Below are 21863 nucleotides of genomic sequence, written 5' to 3'. Positions count from 1 at the left end.
TCTTGTAGGGACTTTGCGACACGCGTATCCTCGGCGGTCCGTCGACCAACAGTAAAAGCGGAATGCCGATATGTCTGATTTGAAAACTGCCGCTCTCGAATATCATGCCCATCCTCGTCCAGGAAAGCTGAGTGTAGAGCTCACCAAAGCCACTGCCACCGCCCGCGACCTGTCGCTGGCCTACAGCCCTGGCGTTGCCGAGCCCGTACGTGAAATCGCCCGCGACCCCGAACTGGCGTACAAGTACACCGGCAAAGGCAACCTGGTTGCAGTGATTTCCGATGGCACCGCGATTCTCGGCCTGGGTAACCTCGGCCCATTGGCTTCCAAGCCAGTCATGGAAGGTAAGGGCGTGCTGTTCAAGCGCTTTGCCGGCATCGACGTTTTCGACATCGAAGTCGATTCCGAGAGCCCGCAGGCTTTCATCGACACCGTTAAGCGCATTTCCATCACCTTCGGTGGCATCAACCTGGAAGACATCAAGGCACCTGAGTGCTTCGAGATCGAAAAGGCCCTGATCGAACAGTGCGACATTCCGGTATTCCACGATGACCAGCACGGCACCGCGATCGTTACTGCGGCCGGCATGATCAACGCCCTGGAAATCGCTGGCAAAACTCTGGCTGACGCTCAGATCGTCTGCCTGGGCGCTGGTGCTGCGGCCATCTCCTGCATGAAGTTGCTGGTGAGCATGGGCGCCAAGCTGGAAAACATCTTCATGGTCGACAGCAAGGGCGTTGTTCAGTCCGAGCGTACCGACCTGAACCAGTACAAGGCGATGTTTGCCCACGCCACTGACAAGCGCACCCTGGCTGACGCCTTGAACGGTGCAGACGTGTTCGTTGGCCTGTCCGGCCCGAACCTGCTGAGCGCTGAAGGCCTGAAGTCCATGGCGGCCAACCCGATCGTGTTCGCCTGCTCCAACCCAGACCCGGAAATCTCCCCGGAACTGGCGCACGCTACCCGTAACGACGTGATCATGGCCACCGGCCGTTCGGACTACCCGAACCAGGTCAATAACGTACTGGGTTTCCCGTTCATCTTCCGTGGTGCCCTGGACGTTCGCGCCAAGCGCATCAACGAAGAGATGAAAGTAGCTGCCGCCAACGCCCTGCGTGAACTGGCCAAGCTGCCGGTACCTCAGGACGTATGCGATGCCTACGGTGGTGCCCCGCTGGCGTTCGGCCGTGAGTACATCATTCCGAAACCAATGGATAAGCGCCTGATCACCCTGATCTCCGATGCCGTGGCTAAAGCTGCCATCGAGACTGGTGTGGCCACCCTGCCGTATCCGAAGCACTACCCACTGCAAAGCGTGGATGATGTGTTCAACGGCTAAGCTGTTGTAACGCTACAACAAAAAGCCCCGGCTCTCACGAGTCGGGGCTTTTTTGTGGCGATTCGCTTGGGCCTAGTGGCGCTCCAAGGGTGGGAGCGGGCTTGCTCGCGAACGCGGTGGGTCAGTCGCCAGGTTCATTGACTGACACTCCGCTTTCTCGAGTAAGCCCGCTCCTGCATTGGATCTGCGTTCAGGCGCAGACCGAGTTAGAAGAGATCGATCGGCGCCGCCTCATCCGCCGGCAGCGGGCTGCCCGGTGCGGTGCCGTTACCCAGCTCGTTGACCGACGGCGGCGTGTCTTCACTCTTGAACAACTCGAAGTACGCATTTGGCGTGCTTGGCGAAGCCGCACGGCCACTCACCGGATCAATCCGCAGGCTGAGAATGCCTTCCGGCTCAGGCTGGGTGTGCAGCGGCTTGTCTTTCAAGGCCGCGCCCATGTAACTCATCCAGATCGGCAGGGCGACGGTGCCGCCAAACTCGCGACGACCGAGGCTTTCCGGTTGGTCATAACCAGTCCATACGGTGGTCACGTAATCACCGTTGTAGCCGGAGAACCAGGCGTCCTTGGACTCGTTGGTGGTACCGGTCTTGCCGGCGATGTCTGCACGGCCCAAGGCCAGGGCGCGACGGCCGGTACCCTTCTTGATGACGTCTTCCAGGATGCTGTTGAGGATATAGGTGGTACGGCCATCCACGACACGTTCAGCAACCGCAGGTGTTTGTGGCTCGGTTGGCGCAGGGGCGTTTGCGGCTGGCGCTGCACCGGGTGTTGGCTCAATGGTGATGCCGCCGTTGCTGGGTGCGGCGATGCCATCGGGTGCTGCAACACCGTTGACCACATCACCTGGCACGCGTGGCGGGTTGGCGGTGAACAGTGTGTCGCCATTGCGACTCTCGATCTTGTCGATCAGGTACGGCGTGATCTTGTAGCCGCCGTTGGCAAACGTGCTCCAGCCTGTGGCGATTTCCATCGGCGTGAGGGTCGCGGTGCCGAGGGCCAGGGACAGGTTGGGTGGCAGGTCCGACTTGTTGAAGCCGAAGCGCGTCATGTAGTCGATAGTCTTGCCAACGCCCATCGCCTGCAGCAGGCGGATCGACACCAGGTTACGCGACTTGTACAGCGCCTCGCGAATACGGATAGGGCCGAGGAACGTGTTGGTGTCGTTCTTCGGGCGCCAGACCTTGTCCAGGTACTCGTCGACAAACACGATCGGCGCGTCGTTGACCAGGCTGGCGGCGGTGTAGCCATTGTCCAGTGCGGCGCTGTAGACGAACGGCTTGAAACTCGAGCCCGGCTGGCGCTTGGCCTGGGTGGCGCGGTTGTAGTTGCTTTGTTCGAAGGCAAAGCCACCGACCAGGGCGCGGATCGCACCGTTCTGTGGGTCAAGAGACACCAGGGCGCCTTGAGCCACAGGGACTTGGCTGAATTTCAGGCTGTCGTCTTTCTGGCGTTTTACGCGGATCAGGTCACCCACCTGCGCGACATCCGCCGGCTGCTTGGGCATCGGGCCCATGCTGTTGGTGTTCAGGAAGGGGCGCGCCCACTTCATGCTGTCCCACGACACATGGCCTTCACCGGTGCGGGTCAGTACTTGCACGCCATCTTTCGTCACTTGGGTGACGATGGCCGGTTCCAGGCCGCTGATTGGGCGCTGTTTGCTCAGTTCGGTGGTCCAGGCGCTCAGGGTTTTGCCGGGCAGGCGTGATTCGGGGCCGCGATAGCCGTGGCGCTGGTCATAGGTGACGAGGCCGTCATGGACTGAGTTGTTGGCGATGTCCTGCAGGTTGCTCGGAACGGTCGTGGTCACGCGGAAGCCTTCGGTGTAGGCCTCGCTGCCATAACGACCGACCATTTCGGCGCGCGCCATTTCAGCAATGTACGGTGCATTCACTTCCGGTGTCGGCACGTGGTAGCTGGCATTCAACGGCTCGGCTACGGCGCTTTCATAGGCGGCCTGGTCGATCTTGCCCAGCTTGTACATACGCCCCAGGATCCAGTCGCGACGCTCTTTGCTGCGCGCAGGGTTGGCCAGTGGGTTAAAGCGTGACGGGGCCTTGGGCAGGCCGGCAATCATTGCCATCTGCGCCAGGCTGGCGTCACGAATCGACTTGCCATAGTAAACCTGGGACGCCGCCTCGATCCCGTAGGCGCGGTTGCCCAGGTAGATCTTGTTGACGTACAGCTCAAGGATTTCGTCCTTGGTCAGCTGACGTTCGATCTGCAATGCCAGCAGGATTTCAGTGGCTTTACGCGAAAAGCTGCGCTCGCTGGTGAGGAAGAAGTTCTTCGCCACCTGCATGGTGATGGTGCTGCCGCCGGACTGAATGTGTCCGCTTTTTACCAGTTGTGTGGCTGCACGCACCAGGCTGCTGGGGTCGACGCCGTAGTGATTGGCGAAATTATCGTCTTCAGCCGACAGCAGCGCGTTGATGAAATTGGGTGGAATGTCGGCGAAACGGATCGGTGTGCGGCGCATTTCGCCGAACTCCGCGATCAGTTTTTCATCGCTGCTGTAAACCCGCAAAGGAATCTGCAACTGGATACTTCTGAGCGCCTCTACGGAAGGCAAACCCGGACTAAGGTAGAGGTAGGCACCGCTGAGTACGAGCAGCAGCCCGCAGACGATCGCGACAATGGAGTACCCGAAAAACTTCAGCAGACGAATCAAGGCTTTTGGATTTCCAGAGAAAAGAATGAGTTAGGCGTCGGGGCATGCATGGCAAACGATGGATCGACCCGAGCTGCAAATAAAAAGCGGGAAAAAACGCTGGGCATTAAAGCATTTTCGGCTTGGGGCGTCATTCGTACCCGTTAAACAAGTCGACCGAATGCATGATACCCGGCCGCAATCAGGCGGTATGACAGGCAAAGTTTTGGGGAGTTTTATGAGAAAGGGATTTTTCAGGCGAAAAGCCAGCACCCTGCTGGGCGTCGACATCAATGACACAGGCATCAAGCTGATTGAGCTGGGCTATTCAGTCGGTGGTTACAGTGTTCAGTCTTATGTTACGCAGGGGCTGCCTGCCAATGCCGTAGTCGATGGCACGTTGTTGGACCTCGAGGCGATAGCGCGGACGTTGCAGCAGGCGTTATCTCGGTTGCATACGTCCGCCCGGCAGGCAGCTGTGGCAGTCTCGGGCCCATCGGTCATCACACGGGTGATTGAAATGGACGCGGGGCTCAGTGACGAGGAAATGGTCTGGAAGATCCAAATGGAGGCCGACCAGTACATTCCTTACCCGTTGGACGATGTCGCCATTGATTTTCAGGTCCGTGGCCCTTCGCCCCAGGGCTCGGCGCGGGTCGAAGTGTTTCTGGCAGCCTGCCTCAAGGAGCAGGTCGAGGCCCGCAAAGCGGTTTTGGCCCTGGCCGGGTTGGCGGCACGGGTGGTGGATGTCGAAGGGTTTGCATTGGAGCGCGCTTGCAGTCAGGATTTCGCCAGCTTCACGCCGGGCTATCGCGTTGATGGCGCACAGTGGGCCGTGGATGCGCATGGGATGGGAGTTGCTTGCGGGTTGGCCCTGAGGAGTTTCGCTGGATGACACGAATCAATCTTTTGCCTTGGCGCCAGGCGCTGGCGGAGCGGCGGCGCAAATACTTCCTGATATTTCTGCTGGCGTTCGCCGGTGTGGCGCTCGCGGCGGTTTGGCTGGCGGACCAGGTCATCGATCAGGCTATAGACCGTCAGGTGACGCGCAACAATCACCTGACCAAAGAAGTCGCCGTTCAGGACTCCCGCATCAAGACCATCGACGACTTACAGGAGCAAAGCCAGCAACTGGCTGCGCGCATGAAGGTCGTGCAGGACCTGCACGAATCCCGCTCGGCCAGCGCCCAGCTATTGGACCAGTTGGCCCGTGCGGTGCCGGATGGGGTGCATCTTCACGAGGTTGTAGCCAAGGGCAACACCGTGAGTGTCAGCGGCAGTGCCGAATCCAGCCAGGATATCGCCCAACTGATGCGCCGCCTGGAGGCGTCTGAAGGTGCTCACGCCACTCGCCTGCAACATGTGCGTGCGGAGGCGCAAGGTGGTGGCAACGCCTTTCAATTGATGGTGCGCCAGGGGGAATCCACCGAGGCCCAGCCATGAGCCTGCCCAGGCTCGACTTTTCCACGCTCGCTTACAACGCTGCTAAATGGCCCCTGCCGGGCAAGGTTCTGCTGGGCTGCGCGCTGGCAGGTCTGGTGTGGGTGGTGGGCAATGGTTGGCTGCTGGCCCCGGCAAGCGAGCGGCTGCACACGTTGGAAGCGCAGGCAGTGGCGCTGCAACAGGAGCTCACGCAAAAGGCTGGCTTGGCAGACAGTCTTGAGGAACGTGCCCGTCAGGGGCAGGTGATGCAGGAGGCGGTTGGCGGGCTTTTACGCCAATTGCCCGGCGAGTCGGATATGCCTGGTCTACTCGAAGCCATTGCTCGGCTGGCGGCGGCCAACGGTGTGGTGGTCGAGGGCGTCACGGTCTTGGACGAACTGTCTCTGCCGCTCTACATCGAGGAGCCTGTGCAGGTTGGGGTGTTTGGCGCCTATCACGACCTGGCGATGTTCGTGAGTGCCTTGGGCGGGCTGTCGCAGATGGTCACGGTGCACGATGTTGCGCTTCGGTCTGATGGGCCGTTACTGCGCCTTGAGCTGCTGGCCAAGGCTTATCGCGGCAGGTTGCCTGGCGGCAAGCCTGAGCGCGTTGTCGAGCCGGTGGCGCGATTTGTCTACGATGCGACCTCTCTGCGTGATCCGTTCCAGCCGCCCACCTCGCAGGCCTATCACGCGGCAGGCCAGCCGGCACGTGCCCCGGACTTGGCCCGTAAACGTGGAGTGTTGGAAGGTCTGGCCCTCGATCAAGTCGAAATGGTCGGCACCTTGTCCCGCGGCATGCAAACCTTCGTCCTGCTGCGCGCAGCATCGGCAGTGCACCGGCTGGCGGTTGGCGATTACCTGGGGCCCAACCACGGCCGGGTCACGGCCATTCATGCAGGTCACATTGAACTGGCCGAGCTGTTCCCGGATGAGCAGGGCGCATGGCTGGAGCGCTCCCGAACCCTCGTGTTAACTATCAACTCATAACGGAATCCAACAATGAAAAGGACTTTCTCGTCCTTCGGTGTGGCGCTATGGATAGCGTTCACGGCACCGATGGCATTTGCTGTGCCCAATCGCCTGGACCTGATCCAGCTGCCACCTCCCGGCAGCTCTGCGGTGAGTACCCCCTATTCCGGTGACAAGCTGAACCTCAACTTCCAGAACATCGATTTGCGCGCTGTATTGCAGCAGATTGCGGATGTCGCCGGGCTTAATCTGGTGGCCAGCGACGATGTGCAAGGCTCCATCACCCTGCGGCTCAAGGAGGTGCCCTGGGATCAGGCACTGGACCTGGTGTTGCAAGCCAAGGGGTTGGACAAGCGGGTGAAGGCCGGTGTGTTACTGGTGGCGCCGGCCGAAGAGTTGGCCGCCCGCGAACTGCTGACCCTGGAGTCGCGCAAGCAAATGGCCGAGTTGGCGCCCCTGCGCCGGGAACTGTTGCAGGTCAATTACGCCAAGGCGGCGGACCTGGCCAAATTGTTCCAATCGGTCACCAGCCTTGAAGGCATCCCCGATGAACGCGGTTCGGTAGCCGTGGATGATCGCACCAATAACATTATTGCCTACCAGACCGGCGAACGGCTCGAAGAGCTGCGGCGGATCGTGGCGCAGCTGGATGTCCCGGTGCGCCAGGTGATGATCGAGGCGCGGATCGTTGAAGCCAATGTCGATTACGACAAAAGCCTTGGCGTGCGCTGGGGTGGGCGCCTGAACCGTGGCAAGTGGGGGGCGGGCGGTATCAACAAACCTTCGGCCGAGGGTGCTGAACCGCCGGAAAACCCACCCAGCTCGCCGTTTGTCGACATGGGTTCGCTCACGGGTACTTCAGGCCTGGGGATCGCTTATATCACCGACAACCTGTTGCTGGATCTTGAGCTGACGGCCATGGAGAAAACCGGCAACGGTGAAATCGTCTCGCAGCCCAAGGTGGTCACCTCCGACAAGGAAACCGCGCGCATCCTCAAGGGCACCGAGATCCCCTATCAGGAATCCACCTCGCGCGGTGCTACATCGGTGTCGTTCAAGGAAGCCTCGCTGTCGCTGGAGGTGACGCCGCAAATCACCCCGGATGGCTGGGTGGTCATGGAGGTCAAGGTCACCAAGGACGAGCCCGACTATCTGAACAAGCTCAATGACGTACCGCCGATCAAGAAAAACGAAGTCAATGCCAAGGTGCTGGTCAAGGATGGCGAGACCATCGTCATCGGTGGCGTTTTCTCCAATACCCAAAGCAAAGTGGTAGATAAAGTGCCATTTTTGGGCGATGTGCCGTATCTTGGCCGCCTTTTCCGGCGCGATGTGCTGGCGGAAAGAAAATCCGAGCTGCTGGTATTCCTGACTCCGCGTATTATGAATAACCAGGCGATTGCTGTGAGTCGTTGATTCTGTGCGAAATTTGATTCTTGTAGGACCGATGGGGGCTGGAAAAAGCACCATCGGCCGTTTGCTGGCCAAAGAGCTGCGCCTGCCGTTCAAAGATTCCGACAAGGAAATTGAATTGCGCACGGGTGCCAATATCCCATGGATCTTCGATAAGGAAGGCGAGCTGGGCTTTCGCGACCGCGAGCAGGCGATGATTGCCGAACTGTGCGGCTGCGATGGCGTGGTATTGGCCACCGGCGGCGGCGCCGTCATGCGCGATGAAAACCGCCGGGCACTGCATGCCGGTGGTCGCGTGGTCTATCTGCATGCATCGGTCGAGCAGCAGGTGGGCCGCACCGCTCGCGATCGCAACCGCCCATTGTTGCGCACGGCCGACCCGGCAAAAACGTTGCGGGATTTGCTGACGTTGCGCGATCCGCTTTATCGGGAAATCGCCGATCTGGTGGTGGAAACCGATGAGCGGCCGCCACGAATGGTCGTTCTCGACATTCTTGAGCGCTTGCAGCAGTTGCCGCCCCGTTAAAGGCAGGTCCGAAATGCGCTATTCTCGGCGGCACGTCATTACCCTTCCAGGTGTGGCGTAGAGCCATCGGGCGACGTCAGATCTGAGCGTTGCCGATCGTACATATATCTTCACGCGGGGACACATGCAGACACTTAAGGTCGATCTAGGCGAGCGCAGCTACCCAATCCATATTGGCGAAGGTTTGTTGGACCTGCCCGAATTGCTCGCTCCGCATATTGCCGGGCGGCAAGTGGCGATCATCTCCAACGAAACGGTCGCGCCGCTGTATCTTGAGCGTCTGAGCCGCAGCCTCGCGGCGTATTCGGTGATCTCAGTGATCTTGCCTGACGGCGAAGCCCACAAGAACTGGGAAACCCTGCAACTGATCTTTGATGGCCTGCTGACTGCGCGCCATGACCGTCGTACCACCGTGGTCGCCTTGGGCGGCGGTGTGATTGGCGACATGGCCGGTTTTGCGGCAGCCTGTTACCAGCGCGGCGTGGACTTTATCCAGGTGCCGACCACCCTGCTTTCCCAGGTCGATTCGTCGGTGGGCGGCAAGACCGGCATCAACCACCCGCTGGGCAAGAACATGGTCGGCGCGTTCTATCAGCCCAACGTGGTGCTGATCGACACCGCGACCCTCAACACCCTGCCGCCGCGCGAGTTGTCGGCGGGGTTGGCGGAAGTCATCAAGTACGGGCTGATCTGCGACGAACCGTTCCTGACCTGGCTCGAAGAACATATGGATGCCCTGCGCGCGCTGGACCAAGTGGCGCTGACGGAAGCTATTTCCCGCTCCTGCGCGGCCAAGGCGCTGGTGGTGAATGCCGACGAACGGGAGTCCGGTGTGCGGGCCACTTTGAACCTGGGCCACACCTTCGGCCATGCGATCGAAACGCACATGGGCTATGGTGTGTGGTTGCATGGGGAAGCCGTCGCGGCTGGCACAGTGATGGCATTGGAGATGTCGCAACGCCTGGGCTGGATCAGTGCTCAGGAGCGGGATCGGGGTATACGCCTGTTCCAGCGCGCCGGCTTGCCGGTCGTTCCACCGTTGGAGATGACCGAGGCGGATTTCCTCGAACATATGGCAATAGACAAGAAAGTGATCGACGGTCGCCTGCGACTGGTGTTGCTGCGCCACATGGGCGAAGCGGTAGTGACCGACGATTATCCGAAAGAGATTTTACAGGCCACGCTGGGAGCGGATTACCGCGCCCTGGCCCAGCTTAAAGGTTAATAAGATCCCGATGACTAGTTTGCATGCCGACGAGGCGTTCCTCGGCCATTACCAGTTAAGCCATGACCCTTTTGCTCCGCGGGTGCCTGGTTTCAAATTTTTCCCTGCCCAGCGCAAGCCGGTGCTCGGTCAGTTGCACCATCTGGCGCGCTACAGCCAATTGCTGCTGGTTGTGACCGGCCCGTTGGGCAGTGGCAAGACCCTGCTGCGCCAGGCGCTGGTTGCCAGTACCAACAAGCAGTCGGTACAGAGCGTGGTGGTATCGGCCCGTGGTGCCGGTGATGCGGCTGGCGTGCTGCGCCAGGTGGCCCAGGCGCTGAACGTTTCCAATGCCGAGCCAAACGCGATTCTCAAGCAAGTGGTGCAACTGGGCCTCACCGGGCAAGAAGTCTACCTGCTGGTGGATGACGCCGAGCAACTCGACGAGTCCGCCCTGGAAGCGCTGTTGGCGCTGGCGGCGGGCACGCCCGAAGGTCGCCCGCACGTATTCCTGTTTGGCGAGTCGTCGTTGATCGCCGATCTGGAGCAGATCAGTGGCGACCAGGAGCTGTTTCACGTCATCGAATTGCAACCGTACGAAGAGGAAGAAACCCGCGAATACCTGGCTCAACGCCTCGAAGGCGCCGGGGCCGGTATCGAACTTTTCTCCGCTTCGCAGATCTCTGATATTCACGAAAGCTCCGACGGCTGGCCTGGCACCATCAACCAGGTTGCCCGGGATGCCTTGATCGAAGCCATGATTGCAAGCCGCTCTGCGGTTAAGCGTCCAAAGATGGGGTTTACTATGCCTAAGAAGCACGTATTGGCTATTTCCGCCGTTGTCGTGGTCGCTGTTGCCGCCGCCTGGTTGATTCCGGGCCGCAGCAAGGCACCCGCCACCGCCGGTGCGCCAACCGAACAGGCGCAGTTGCCACTGGGCAAACCCACGCCAAATGTTGAATTCGCCAACTCCGGCCAGCCGACCAACCTGCCGATGGTGGGTCAGCCGGTAATGCGCGGCCCGCTGGCCGAAGCAGCCGGTGGCATCTCCGAAGGCGACGACGGTGTGCCGGTGGAAGGCTCCAGCGCCACGCCGCCAACCGTGACCACTACCGCGCCGCCTGCGGGCGTACCCGCCGGCCCGGCAGCCACTCCAGCGGCCAAGCCGACCCCGGCACCGACCGTCGCCACTGCCAAGCCAGCTCCGGTTGCCAAGCCTGTCGCGCCTGCGCCAGTGGCTAAACCGGCACCCGCCGCCAAACCTGCGGAAAAACCTGCCGCCGTTGCCAAAGCAGCTGCCCCTGCCGCCGCCGGTAGCAGTTGGTACACCAGTCAGCCGGCCGGCCACTTCGTGGTGCAGATCCTCGGCACCAGTTCCGAAGCCAATGCTCAGGCCTTCGTGAAGGAGCAGGGCGGCGAGTACCGTTATTTCAAGAAAGTGCTCAACGGCAAGCCTCTCTACGTGATCACTTACGGCAGCTTCCCAAGCCGTGCAGCAGCTGATTCCGCTATCAAAGCCTTGCCAGCGAAGGTTCAGGCTGGTAAACCTTGGCCTCGCACTGTTGCCAGCGTTCAACAAGAACTCGCAACAACTCGCTGAAGATTCGGCGGCCTTACCCAGGCCGCCTCTCCCGGCACCTCAAAAAAATCCGCAAGTGCGTGCTGCCCTCAAGGCCGCGCGCTTTGTGGTGTCTGCGTCACAGTGGCTTTTGAGTCGTAGCGGTCAGAATTAAAAAAGTTTTGACTAGCACAGCATATCGCTTTAAACCTTTCATAAATGCGACATAGATTTGCGACATTTCGTCGCTAAATTTGTGAGCGTTCGTGTCGGTGTGTACAATGACCTCCCTTTTGCCCCCGCAAAGCTGGCGTACGTTCGGCGTGGAAGGTAACGGGTTGAATTGAAAAGAAATTTGCCTCGGTAACAGAGGCAGCCTGGTGAGAAAGTGTCTATGAAAGCAGGTCTGTACCAACCCGATGAATTCAAGGATAACTGCGGTTTCGGCCTGATAGCCCACATGCAGGGCGAGCCCAGTCATACCCTTTTGCAAACGGCCATCGAGGCCCTGACCTGCATGACCCACCGCGGTGGGATCAACGCCGACGGCAAAACCGGTGACGGTTGCGGCTTGCTGATTCAAAAGCCCGACCAGTTCCTGCGCGCTGTCGCAAAAGAACAATTTGCTGTCGACCTGCCCAAGCAGTACGCCGTGGGCATGGTGTTCTTCAACCAGGACCCGGTCAAAGCCGAAGCCGCGCGCGAGAACATGAACCGCGAGATCGTCGCTGCCGGCCTGCAGCTGGTCGGCTGGCGCAAAGTGCCGATCGACACCAGTGTGCTCGGCCGCCTGGCCCTGGAGCGCCTGCCTCAGATCGAGCAAGTGTTCATCGCCGGCGATGGCCTGAGCGATCAGGACATGGCGATCAAGCTGTTCACCTCGCGTCGTCGCTCGTCGGTGTCCAACGCCGCCGATACTGACCACTACATCTGCAGCTTTTCGCACAAGACCATCATTTATAAAGGCCTGATGATGCCGGCGGATTTGACCGCCTTCTATCCAGACCTGAGCGATGAGCGCCTGCAAACCGCAATCTGCGTGTTCCACCAGCGCTTCTCCACCAACACCCTGCCGAAATGGCCGCTGGCTCAGCCATTCCGCTTCCTCGCCCACAACGGCGAGATCAACACCATCACCGGCAACCGCAACTGGGCTGTGGCCCGTCGCACCAAGTTCGCCAACGACTTGATGGACCTCGAAGAGCTCGGCCCGCTGGTCAACCGCGTGGGTTCCGACTCCTCCAGCATGGACAACATGCTCGAGCTGATGGTCACCGGCGGCATCGACCTGTTCCGTGGCGTGCGCATGATCATTCCGCCAGCGTGGCAGAACGTCGAAACCATGGACCCGGATCTGCGTGCGTTCTACGAGTACAACTCGATGCACATGGAGCCGTGGGACGGCCCGGCCGGCGTGGTCATGACCGACGGCCGCTACGCGGTGTGCCTGCTCGACCGTAACGGTCTGCGCCCGGCGCGTTGGGTCACCACGACCAACGGTTTCATCACCCTCGCGTCGGAAATCGGCGTATGGGACTACAAGCCTGAAGATGTCATCGCCAAAGGCCGTGTCGGCCCTGGCCAGATCCTGGCCGTGGACACCGAAACCGGGCAGATCCTCGACACCGATGCCATCGACAACCGCTTGAAGTCGCGTCACCCGTACAAGCAATGGCTGCGCAAGAACGCCCTGCGCATCCAGGCGACCATGGAAGACAACGACCACGGTTCGGCTTTCTATGACGTCGACCAGCTCAAGCAGTACATGAAGATGTATCAGGTCACGTTCGAGGAGCGTGACCAGGTGCTGCGTCCGCTCGGCGAGCAAGGCTACGAGGCCGTCGGCTCCATGGGCGATGACACGCCAATGGCCGTGCTGTCCCAGCGCGTGCGCACTCCGTACGACTATTTCCGCCAGCAGTTCGCCCAGGTGACCAACCCACCGATCGACCCGCTGCGCGAAGCCATCGTGATGTCGCTGGAAGTGTGCCTCGGTGCCGAGCGCAACATCTTCCAGGAATCGCCTGAGCACGCTTCCCGCGTGATTCTCAGTTCGCCGGTTGTTTCCCCGGCTAAATGGCGCTCGTTGATGACCCTGGAGCGCCCAGGCTTCGACCGCCAGATCATCGACCTGAACTACGACGAGAGCCTCGGCCTTGAAGCCGCTGTGCGCAACGTCGCCGATCAGGCCGAAGAAGCTGTGCGCGCCGGTCGTACCCAGATCGTGCTGACCGACCGCCACATCGCGCCAGGCAAACTGCCGATCCACGCGTCGCTGGCCACTGGCGCGGTGCACCACCGCTTGACCGAAAAAGGCCTGCGCTGCGACTCCAACATCCTCGTCGAAACCGCCACTGCCCGCGACCCGCATCACTTTGCGGTGTTGATCGGTTTCGGCGCCTCGGCGGTGTACCCGTTCCTTGCGTACGAAGTGTTGGGCGACCTGATCCGCACCGGTGAAGTGCTGGGCGACCTCTATGAGGTCTTCAAGAACTACCGCAAGGGCATCACCAAGGGCCTGTTGAAGATCCTGTCGAAGATGGGCATCTCTACCGTCACCTCGTACCGTGGCGCTCAATTGTTCGAAGCCATCGGCTTGTCCGAAGAAGTCTGCGACCTGAGTTTCCGGGGTGTGCCGAGCCGCATCAAGGGCGCGCGTTTCGTCGACATCGAAGCCGAACAGAAAGCCCTGGCGGCCGAAGCCTGGAGCGCGCGCAAGCCGATCCAGCAAGGCGGCCTGCTCAAGTTCGTCCACGGTGGCGAATACCATGCGTACAACCCCGACGTGGTCAGCACCCTGCAAGCTGCTGTGCAGCAGGGCGACTACGCCAAGTTCAAGCAATACACCGCGCTGGTGGATAACCGCCCGGTGTCGATGATCCGCGATATGTTCAAGGTGAAAACCCTGGACACGCCGCTCGCAATCAGCGAAATCGAACCACTGGAATCGATCCTCAAGCGTTTCGACTCCGCCGGTATCTCCCTGGGCGCCTTGTCGCCTGAGGCCCACGAAGCCCTGGCCGAAGCCATGAACCGCCTGGGTGCGCGTTCCAACTCCGGCGAAGGCGGTGAAGACCCGGCGCGCTACGGCACCATCAAGAGCTCGAAAATCAAGCAGGTGGCGACTGGCCGTTTCGGTGTAACCCCGGAATACCTGGTCAACGCCGAAGTGCTGCAGATCAAAGTCGCCCAGGGTGCCAAGCCCGGTGAGGGCGGCCAGCTGCCAGGCGGCAAGGTCAACGGCCTGATCGCCAAGCTGCGTTATGCAGTGCCGGGTGTGACGCTGATTTCGCCGCCGCCGCACCACGACATCTACTCCATCGAGGATTTGTCGCAGCTGATTTTCGACTTGAAACAAGTCAACCCACAGGCCCTGGTCTCGGTGAAGCTGGTCGCAGAAGCTGGCGTCGGCACTATCGCCGCCGGTGTGGCCAAGGCTTATGCCGACCTGATCACTATCTCCGGCTACGACGGCGGCACCGGCGCATCGCCGCTGACCTCCATCAAGTACGCCGGCGCGCCGTGGGAACTGGGCCTGGCTGAAACTCACCAGACCCTGCGCGGCAACGACCTGCGCGGCAAAGTGCGGGTGCAGACCGACGGTGGCCTGAAAACCGGCCTCGACGTGATCAAGGCCGCGATCCTCGGCGCCGAAAGCTTCGGCTTCGGTACTGCGCCAATGATCGCCCTGGGCTGCAAATACCTGCGCATCTGCCACCTGAACAACTGCGCCACCGGCGTCGCGACCCAGAACGAGAAGCTGCGCAAAGACCACTACATCGGCACCGTCGACATGGTGGTGAATTTCTTCACCTACGTCGCCGAAGAAACCCGTGAGTGGCTGGCCAAGCTGGGTGTGCGTTCGCTGGAAGAGTTGATCGGGCGTACCGATTTGCTCGACATCCTCGAAGGCCAGACCGCCAAGCAACGACACCTGGACCTGACGCCGCTGTTGGGCAGCGACCATATCCCGGCAGACAAGCCACAATTCTGCCAGGTGGAGCGCAACCCGCCGTTCGACAAAGGCCTGCTGGCCGAGAAGATGGTCGAAATGGCCAGCTCCTCGATCAACGACGCCAGCGGTGGCGACTTCGCCCTGGATATCTGCAACTGCGACCGTTCCATCGGCGCACGCATCTCCGGTGAAATCGCGCGCAAGCACGGCAACCAGGGCATGGCCAAGGCGCCTATCACCTTCCGTTTCAACGGTACTGCGGGCCAGAGCTTCGGCGTGTGGAACGCCGGTGGCCTGCACATGTACCTGGAAGGTGACGCCAACGACTACGTGGGTAAGGGCATGACCGGCGGCAAGCTGGTGATCGTTCCGCCTAAAGGCAGCATCTACAAGACCCAGGACAGTGCCATCATCGGCAACACCTGCTTGTACGGCGCTACCGGCGGCAAGCTGTTCGCCGCGGGTACTGCCGGTGAGCGTTTCGCCGTGCGTAACTCCGGTGCCCACACCGTGGTGGAAGGCACGGGCGATCACTGCTGTGAGTACATGACCGGTGGTTTTGTCGCGGTATTGGGCAAGACCGGTTACAACTTCGGTTCGGGCATGACCGGCGGTTTCGCCTACGTGCTGGACCAGGACAACACCTTCGTCGACAAGGTCAACCACGAGTTGGTCGAGATCCAGCGGATCAGCGGCGAAGCCATGGAGTCCTACCGGAACCACTTGCAGCACGTGCTGGACGAGTACGTCGAGGAGACCGGCAGCGAATGGGGCCGCAACCTCGCCGAAAACCTCGATGATTACCTGCGTCGTTTCTGGCTGGTCAAGCCCAAGGCTGCCAACCTGAAATCGTTGCTTTCCAGCATCCGTGCCAACCCGCAGTGATATGCGCCTGAAGAGTTTGATGAGGTTTTAACATGGCTGAACGTCTGAATAACGACTTCCAGTTCATCGATGTCGGGCGCAAAGATCCGAAGAAGAAACTGTTGCGTCAACGCAAGAAAGAGTTCGTGGAAATCTACGAACCCTTCAAACCCCAGCACTCGGCCGACCAGGCCCACCGCTGCCTGGGGTGCGGTAACCCGTATTGCGAATGGAAGTGCCCGGTGCACAACTTCATTCCCAACTGGCTCAAGTTGGTGGCCGAGGGCAACATCCTCGCCGCCGCCGAGCTGTCGCACCAGACCAACACCTTGCCGGAAGTCTGCGGCCGGGTGTGCCCGCAAGACCGTCTGTGCGAGGGTGCGTGCACCCTTAACGACGGCTTCGGCGCGGTGACCATCGGTTCGGTGGAGAAGTACATCACCGACACCGCGTTCGCCATGGGCTGGCGCCCGGACATGTCCAAGGTCAAGCCGACCGGCAAGCGCGTCGCGATCATCGGCGCAGGCCCGGCGGGCCTGGGCTGTGCCGACGTGCTGGTGCGTGGCGGCGTGACCCCGGTGGTGTTCGACAAGAACCCGGAAATCGGCGGCCTGCTGACCTTCGGCATCCCCGAGTTCAAGCTGGAAAAAACCGTACTGAGCAACCGTCGTGAAGTGTTCACCGGCATGGGCATCGAGTTCCGCCTGAACACCGAGATCGGCAAAGACATCACCATGGAGCAACTGCTCGCCGAATACGATGCCGTGTTCATGGGCATGGGCACCTACACCTACATGAAGGGCGGCTTTGCCGGTGAAGACTTGCCGGGCGTTTACGATGCTTTGGATTTCCTGATCGCCAACGTCAATCGCAACCTGGGCTTTGAAAAGTCGCCGGAAGATTTCGTCGACATGAAAGGCAAGAAGGTTGTGGTGCTCGGCGGTGGCGACACCGCGATGGACTGCAACCGCACCTCGATCCGCCAGGGCGCCAAATCGGTGACCTGTGCGTATCGTCGTGATGAAGCCAACATGCCGGGCTCGCGTAAAGAGGTGAAGAACGCTAAGGAAGAAGGCGTGAAATTCCTCTACAACCGCCAGCCGATCGCTATCGTCGGTGAAGACCGCGTCGAAGGCGTGAAGGTGGTCGAGACCCGTCTCGGCGAGCCGGATGCCCGTGGCCGTCGCAGCCCCGAGCCGATCCCGGGTTCCGAAGAGATCATCCCGGCCGACGCCGTGGTCATCGCTTTCGGCTTTCGCCCGAGCCCGGCGCCGTGGTTCGAGCAGTTCGAGATCCAGACCGACAGCCAGGGCCGCGTTGTAGCCCCGGAACAAGGTCAGTACAAACACCAGACCAGCAACCCGAAAATCTTCGCCGGTGGCGATATGGTGCGCGGGTCTGACCTGGTGGTGACGGCGATCTTCGAAGGCCGCAATGCCGCTGAAGGGATCCTGGACTACCTGCAAGTCTGACTCCGATCCCCAGTTGAAATGGGATCAAAATGTGGGAGCGGGCTTGCTCGCGAATGCGGTGTATCAGTCACCAGATGTGTTGGCTGACCCACCGTTTTCGCGAGCAAGCCCGCTCCCACATTTGTTTTGCGGCGCTCTTATGTCCGCGACAAATTGACCCGATAGACAAAAGGCACGGCTCACTCCGTGCCTTTTGCGTCGCGCTCTGAGAAAATGCCCGCACTTTTTTTGCGGATGCCGACATGACTGCCCTCAAGAACGACCGTTTCCTTCGTGCCCTGCTCAAGCAACCCGTAGACGTCACGCCCGTATGGATGATGCGTCAAGCCGGTCGCTACCTGCCGGAATACCGCGCCAGTCGCGCCCACGCCGGCGACTTCATGAGCCTGTGCATGAACCCGGAGTTCGCTTGCGAAGTCACGATGCAGCCGCTGGACCGCTACCCACAACTGGATGCGGCCATCCTCTTCTCCGATATCCTCACCATCCCTGACGCCATGGGCCAAGGCCTGTACTTCGAAACCGGCGAAGGCCCGCGTTTCAAGAAAGTCGTCAGCACCCTGGCCGATATCGAAGCCCTGCCGATCCCTGATCCGCACAAAGACCTCGGCTATGTGATGGATGCTGTCAGCACCATCCGCCGTGAGCTCAACGGCCGCGTGCCGCTGATCGGCTTCTCCGGCAGCCCATGGACCCTGGCCACCTACATGGTCGAAGGCGGCTCGTCGAAAGACTTCCGCAAGACCAAGGCCATGCTCTACGACAACCCGCAAGCCATGCACCTGCTGCTCGACAAGCTGGCGCAGTCGGTCACCAGCTACCTCAACGGCCAGATCATGGCCGGTGCGCAAGCGGTGCAGATCTTCGACACGTGGGGCGGCAACTTGTCGGCGGCGGCGTACCAGGAATTCTCCCTGGCCTACATGCGCAAGATCGTCAGCGGCCTGATCCGCGAGCACGAAGGCCGCAAAGTGCCGGTCATCCTGTTCACCAAAGGTGGCGGCCTGTGGCTGGAAAGCATCGCCGAGGCCGGTGCCGATGCCCTGGGCCTGGACTGGACCTGCGACATTGGCGAAGCCCGTCAGCGCGTGGGCAACCGCGTTGCGCTGCAAGGCAACATGGACCCCACCGTGCTGTACGCCAAGCCGGAAGCGATCCGCACTGAAGTCGGCCGCATCCTGTCCAGCTACGGCAAGGGCAGCGGGCACGTGTTCAACCTCGGCCATGGCATCACGCCGGAAGTGAACCCGGAACACGCCGGCGCGTTCCTGCGCGCGGTGCATGAGCTGTCGGCGCAGTACCACGAGTAAACGCAAAACAAATGTGGGAGCGGGCTTGCTCGCGAATGCGGAGTGTCAGTCGATAAATTCGTCACTGAAGCACCGCCTTCGCGAGCAAGCCCGCTCCCACATAAAGCAGGACCGCGTCAGGCCTTTACATTCCCCAGCGGCGGCAACTTCGCCAGCTTCAGCGCCACCAACAGCGCGCCAACCAGCAGCGCCACGATAAAGCCACCAATCCCATTCCACCCGGCAAAGTGCCAGAAGAACCCGCCCGCCGTACCGGCAATACTCGAGCCTGCGTAGTAGCAGAACAGGTACAACGACGACGCCTGCCCCTTGGCTTTCACTGCACGCCGGCCGATCCAGCTGCTGGCCACCGAGTGGGCGCCGAAGAAGCCGAAGGTGAAGATCAGCATGCCCGGCACCACCAGCCACAGCGGGGTGAACAGGGTCAGGGCCATGCCGGCGAGCATCAGCACGATGGTGCCCCACAGCACGCGGCGACGGCCGAGGCGATCCGCCAGGGAGCCGATTTTCGCCGAGCTGTAGATGCCCGACAAATACACCAGCGACAGCAGGCCAACCACGGCCTGGCTCAATTCATAGGGCGAGGCCAGCAGGCGATAGCCGATGTAGTTGAACATCGTCACGAACGCGCCCATCAGCAGGAAGGCTTCGAGGAACAACCACGGCAGGCCCGCGTCCTTGAAGTGCATGACGAAGCCGTCGACCAGGCTGCGCGGCTTGAGACTGCTGGCGCGGAAGTTGCGCGATTCGGGGAGGATTTTCCAGAACACGGTGGCCGCGATCAGCGCCAGGGCGCCGATGATCAGCATTGCAGTGTGCCAGCTGACGAAGTCGATCAACACGCCGATGATCAAGCGCCCACTCATGCCGCCAATCGCGTTGCCGCCGATATACAAGCCCATCGCGAGGCCGATGTGTTGCGGGTGGATCTCTTCGCTCAGGTAGGTCATCGCCACGGCGGCCAGGCCGCTCAATGACAGGCCCACCAGCGCACGCATCAGCAGAATCCCTTCCCACGTTGGCATCAAGCCGCTGGCAATGGTGGCCAGTGCCGCGCAGAACAGCGCGGCGACCATCACCGGTTTGCGCCCCAAGGTGTCGGAAATCGGGCCGGTGATCAGTAAGCCCAAGGCGAGCATCGCCGTTGCTACAGAGAGAATCAGGCTGCTTTGCGCGGCATTGATGGAGAACTCGTGAGACAGCGCCGGCATCATCGGCTGCACGCAATACAGCAGGGCAAAGGTCGCAAACCCGCCGGAGAACAGCGCCAGCACCGTGCGCATGAACATCGGCGTGCCTTTTTCGATGAACGTCTCGTTGAGCTGGGCCACCACCTCATCCAGGGCGGTAGGCGGGACTTCTTGAGCAAAGGGAGCGACAGCAGATTTCACGGGGACCTCGGCGAGGGAAAGCCTGCCAGGACTGGCAATGCGAAAAAGAATATAGCTGCCTAATGATTCTTTCCAATATATTGTTCGACCTGTTTGATAGCTTTTACGACCTAATGAGGCTTGCATGGAATTGCGTCACCTGCGGTACTTCATCGCCGTCGCCGAAGAACTGCATTTCGGCCGTGCCGCGCAGGTGCTGGGCATCTCGCAACCGCCGCTGAGCCAGCAGATTCAGGCGCTGGAACAAGAGGTGGGCGCGCGCTTGTTTGAGCGGACCAATCGTCGTGTCGAGCTGAGCGAGGCGGGGCGGTTGTTCCTGCACGAGGCGCGATTGGTGCTGGCGCAGGTCGATAAAGCCGCCGATGTGGCGCGCCGCGCGCAGTTGGGCGAGCTTGGGGAGTTGAAGATCGGCTTCACTTCGTCGGCGCCGTTCAACGCCAGCATCCCGCAGGCGATTTTTGCATTTCGCCAGGCCTTCCCGGCGGTGCACCTGAGTTTGCAGGAAATGAGCAGCACCGAAGTGGCCGAGTCGCTGGTGGATGAGTCGATTCAGGTGGGGCTGATGCGCCCGTTGCCGTTGCCGGACTCGTTGAGTGTCATCGAGCTGATGCGTGAGCCCCTGGTCGCCGTACTGAACGCCGGCCATCCCTTGGTGGAAGGCAGCGAGCGCGGCTTGTACCTGGCGCAGCTGGCTGAAGAACCGTTCGTGTTTTTCCCTCGCAGCTACGGCAGCGGCCTCTACGCACAATTGCTCAACCTGGCGCGTGATGCTGGCTTCAGCCCGCACTTCGCCCAGGAAGCGGGGGAGGCGATGACCATCATTGGGCTGGTGGCGGCGGGGTTGGGGGTGTCGGTGCTGCCGGCGTCGTACCAGCGCATACGCATTGATGGCGTGGTGTATCGCACCTTGCTCGATCAGGAAGCGGTGACGGCCGTGTGGCTGGTGCAACGCAAAGGCGCGCAAACCCCTATGGCCAGGGCGTTTGTGGAACTTCTGACGCGCAAGGCGGCGATGTAGGGACTGTCACCTATCAGGTAACGCAACCGGCTTAGTCATTCGCAAGAATAAAGCGGCGGTGCGCAGTGCGCTGGGGTTGCGATGAAGTGGATCAGAGATGAGCGGCGCTTTGCCACCGATTGCAGGCGAGCTGTTTTCAGGCAGACTGGCCGAGTTCCCGAAAGGGGCTTGTGAGACTCTGAGGATCCTGGGCATCCACCCATCGCAGAGCCAGGCAGGACGCGGCGATGACAAGCCAACCTGTTTGTGAAGAGGGCGCCGAAAGGCGCCCTTTGTCGTTTCTGCAGAATCGGAAAACTTCAGTTCTGCTTCGAAGCCCCCGGCTGCTCAAGCACTTGCGGCGCCGACCCCGGCACATTCGCACCACGGCTCTGCAAGCCCGCCATGATGTCGCGGTCGAGCATGCTCACCCAGCGGTTGTAGTTGCGATGGATCTTGCCGTCCTTGTAGCCCAGGTCGCGGCTGTCGCGGTAGGTGATGGCGTAGCTGTTGCGGGTGTAGCGAATGTCGATGGCCGCGTAATACTGGTTACGCACAGTGATTTCGGCCTGCACCAGTTGCGGGCCGAAACGTTGCACGGTCCACTCGCGTTTTTGCAGGGCTGCGACGATCACCTGTTTCATGGTTTCTTCGCTGACCTGGGTCGCGGCTGGCAGGTCGTGCTGTGTGTTCAGTACCGGCTTGCTGGTGCAGCCGGCGGTGCTCAGCAGGGCCAGGGTGATCAGGGTGGCGCGTAGCAAGGAAGACATTCCGTTTTCTCCAATCGATT

15 protein-coding genes are annotated in these 21863 nt (G+C 60.9%); 12 read left to right on the top strand and 3 right to left on the bottom strand.

All coding sequences use genetic code 11. The annotated features are described in order from the left end of the window. The first annotated feature begins 70 nt into the window (after positions 1 to 70). Entirely contained in the window at positions 71 to 1339 is a 1269-nt protein-coding gene (locus ACLBW8_RS11950) for a malic enzyme-like NAD(P)-binding protein (protein WP_064450304.1), read from the top strand. Positions 1340 to 1545: 206 nt separating this feature from the next. Here the strand turns inward: ACLBW8_RS11950 and ACLBW8_RS11945 are convergent, their stop codons facing one another. Continuing rightward, complete coding sequence (locus ACLBW8_RS11945; RefSeq protein ID WP_447805523.1) at positions 1546 to 4008, bottom strand: penicillin-binding protein 1A; 2463 nt, start codon at positions 4006 to 4008, stop codon at positions 1546 to 1548. Positions 4009 to 4228: 220 nt separating this feature from the next. Here ACLBW8_RS11945 and pilM point away from each other — a divergent pair, with 220 nt between their 5' ends. The 10 genes from pilM (at position 4229) to hemE (ending at position 18685) form a co-directional block, all read left to right on the top strand. Continuing rightward, positions 4229 to 4885: a type IV pilus assembly protein PilM gene (pilM, locus tag ACLBW8_RS11940; protein ID WP_447805522.1), complete on the top strand. Its 657-nt coding sequence runs from the start codon at positions 4229 to 4231 to the stop codon at positions 4883 to 4885. Next, positions 4882 to 5433 (top strand): PilN domain-containing protein, encoded by a 552-nt coding sequence (locus tag ACLBW8_RS11935; RefSeq protein WP_064450306.1) that lies wholly within the window; start codon positions 4882 to 4884, stop codon positions 5431 to 5433. The genes pilM and ACLBW8_RS11935 overlap by 4 nt, the downstream gene beginning before the upstream one ends. After that, entirely contained in the window at positions 5430 to 6401 is a 972-nt protein-coding gene (locus ACLBW8_RS11930; protein WP_447805435.1) for a pilus assembly protein PilP, read from the top strand. Before ACLBW8_RS11935 ends, ACLBW8_RS11930 begins: the two co-directional genes overlap by 4 nt. A 69-nt stretch (positions 6402 to 6470) precedes the next feature. Next, the gene (locus ACLBW8_RS11925) at positions 6471 to 7799 is read left to right on the top strand and encodes a type IV pilus secretin PilQ (protein ID WP_447805521.1); all 1329 of its coding nucleotides are present in this window, start codon (positions 6471 to 6473) and stop codon (positions 7797 to 7799) included. Between the two features lie 4 nt (positions 7800 to 7803). Beyond that, positions 7804 to 8322, top strand: coding sequence for a shikimate kinase AroK (aroK, locus tag ACLBW8_RS11920; protein ID WP_017138567.1), 519 nt, complete (start codon positions 7804 to 7806; stop codon positions 8320 to 8322). A 124-nt stretch (positions 8323 to 8446) separates the two neighbouring features. Next, positions 8447 to 9547, top strand: coding sequence for a 3-dehydroquinate synthase (gene aroB, locus ACLBW8_RS11915; protein WP_053253955.1), 1101 nt, complete (start codon positions 8447 to 8449; stop codon positions 9545 to 9547). Positions 9548 to 9557: 10 nt separating this feature from the next. After that, the gene (locus tag ACLBW8_RS11910; protein ID WP_053253956.1) at positions 9558 to 11126 is read left to right on the top strand and encodes an SPOR domain-containing protein; all 1569 of its coding nucleotides are present in this window, start codon (positions 9558 to 9560) and stop codon (positions 11124 to 11126) included. A 352-nt stretch (positions 11127 to 11478) separates the two neighbouring features. Continuing rightward, positions 11479 to 15924 (top strand): glutamate synthase large subunit, encoded by a 4446-nt coding sequence (gltB, locus tag ACLBW8_RS11905; protein ID WP_447805434.1) that lies wholly within the window; start codon positions 11479 to 11481, stop codon positions 15922 to 15924. A gap of 32 nt (positions 15925 to 15956) precedes the next feature. Further along, positions 15957 to 17375: an FAD-dependent oxidoreductase gene (locus ACLBW8_RS11900; RefSeq protein ID WP_003171228.1), complete on the top strand. Its 1419-nt coding sequence runs from the start codon at positions 15957 to 15959 to the stop codon at positions 17373 to 17375. A gap of 242 nt (positions 17376 to 17617) precedes the next feature. Beyond that, positions 17618 to 18685, top strand: a complete 1068-nt coding sequence (gene hemE, locus ACLBW8_RS11895; protein ID WP_447805433.1) for a uroporphyrinogen decarboxylase — start codon at positions 17618 to 17620, stop codon at positions 18683 to 18685. Between the two features lie 116 nt (positions 18686 to 18801). Here the strand turns inward: hemE and ACLBW8_RS11890 are convergent, their stop codons facing one another. Next, positions 18802 to 20028, bottom strand: a complete 1227-nt coding sequence (locus tag ACLBW8_RS11890) for an MFS transporter (RefSeq protein ID WP_432751485.1) — start codon at positions 20026 to 20028, stop codon at positions 18802 to 18804. A gap of 172 nt (positions 20029 to 20200) precedes the next feature. Between ACLBW8_RS11890 and ACLBW8_RS11885 the strand changes: the two genes are divergently transcribed. Continuing rightward, on the top strand, positions 20201 to 21094 hold the full coding sequence (locus ACLBW8_RS11885) for a LysR substrate-binding domain-containing protein (protein WP_447805432.1): 894 nt from the start codon (positions 20201 to 20203) through the stop codon (positions 21092 to 21094). A gap of 299 nt (positions 21095 to 21393) precedes the next feature. On the opposite strand, the gene ACLBW8_RS11880 is transcribed toward ACLBW8_RS11885, so the two are convergent. After that, on the bottom strand, positions 21394 to 21843 hold the full coding sequence (locus tag ACLBW8_RS11880) for a hypothetical protein (RefSeq protein WP_447805431.1): 450 nt from the start codon (positions 21841 to 21843) through the stop codon (positions 21394 to 21396). Positions 21844 to 21863: the final 20 nt, after the last annotated feature.

The organism is Pseudomonas sp. M5A4_2d, from assembly GCF_053345295.1.
Note: the sequence above shows the minus strand (reverse complement) of the source record. Positions and strands in the feature narration are given on the sequence as shown.

Bases quoted from the DNA above. Each gene is read 5' to 3' on its own strand.
- hemE (WP_447805433.1), top strand. From the start codon at position 17,618: ATGACTGCCCTCAAGAACGACCGTTTCCTTCGTGCCCTGCTCAAGCAA.
- gltB (WP_447805434.1), top strand. From the start codon at position 11,479: ATGAAAGCAGGTCTGTACCAACCCGATGAATTCAAGGATAACTGCGGT.
- ACLBW8_RS11950 (WP_064450304.1), top strand. From the start codon at position 71: ATGTCTGATTTGAAAACTGCCGCTCTCGAATATCATGCCCATCCTCGT.
- aroB (WP_053253955.1), top strand. From the start codon at position 8,447: ATGCAGACACTTAAGGTCGATCTAGGCGAGCGCAGCTACCCAATCCAT.
- ACLBW8_RS11925 (WP_447805521.1), top strand. From the start codon at position 6,471: ATGGCATTTGCTGTGCCCAATCGCCTGGACCTGATCCAGCTGCCACCT.
- ACLBW8_RS11935 (WP_064450306.1), top strand. From the start codon at position 4,882: ATGACACGAATCAATCTTTTGCCTTGGCGCCAGGCGCTGGCGGAGCGG.
- ACLBW8_RS11885 (WP_447805432.1), top strand. From the start codon at position 20,201: ATGGAATTGCGTCACCTGCGGTACTTCATCGCCGTCGCCGAAGAACTG.
- ACLBW8_RS11900 (WP_003171228.1), top strand. From the start codon at position 15,957: ATGGCTGAACGTCTGAATAACGACTTCCAGTTCATCGATGTCGGGCGC.
- ACLBW8_RS11880 (WP_447805431.1), bottom strand. From the start codon at position 21,843: ATGTCTTCCTTGCTACGCGCCACCCTGATCACCCTGGCCCTGCTGAGC.
- pilM (WP_447805522.1), top strand. From the start codon at position 4,229: ATGAGAAAGGGATTTTTCAGGCGAAAAGCCAGCACCCTGCTGGGCGTC.
- ACLBW8_RS11930 (WP_447805435.1), top strand. From the start codon at position 5,430: ATGAGCCTGCCCAGGCTCGACTTTTCCACGCTCGCTTACAACGCTGCT.
- ACLBW8_RS11910 (WP_053253956.1), top strand. From the start codon at position 9,558: ATGACTAGTTTGCATGCCGACGAGGCGTTCCTCGGCCATTACCAGTTA.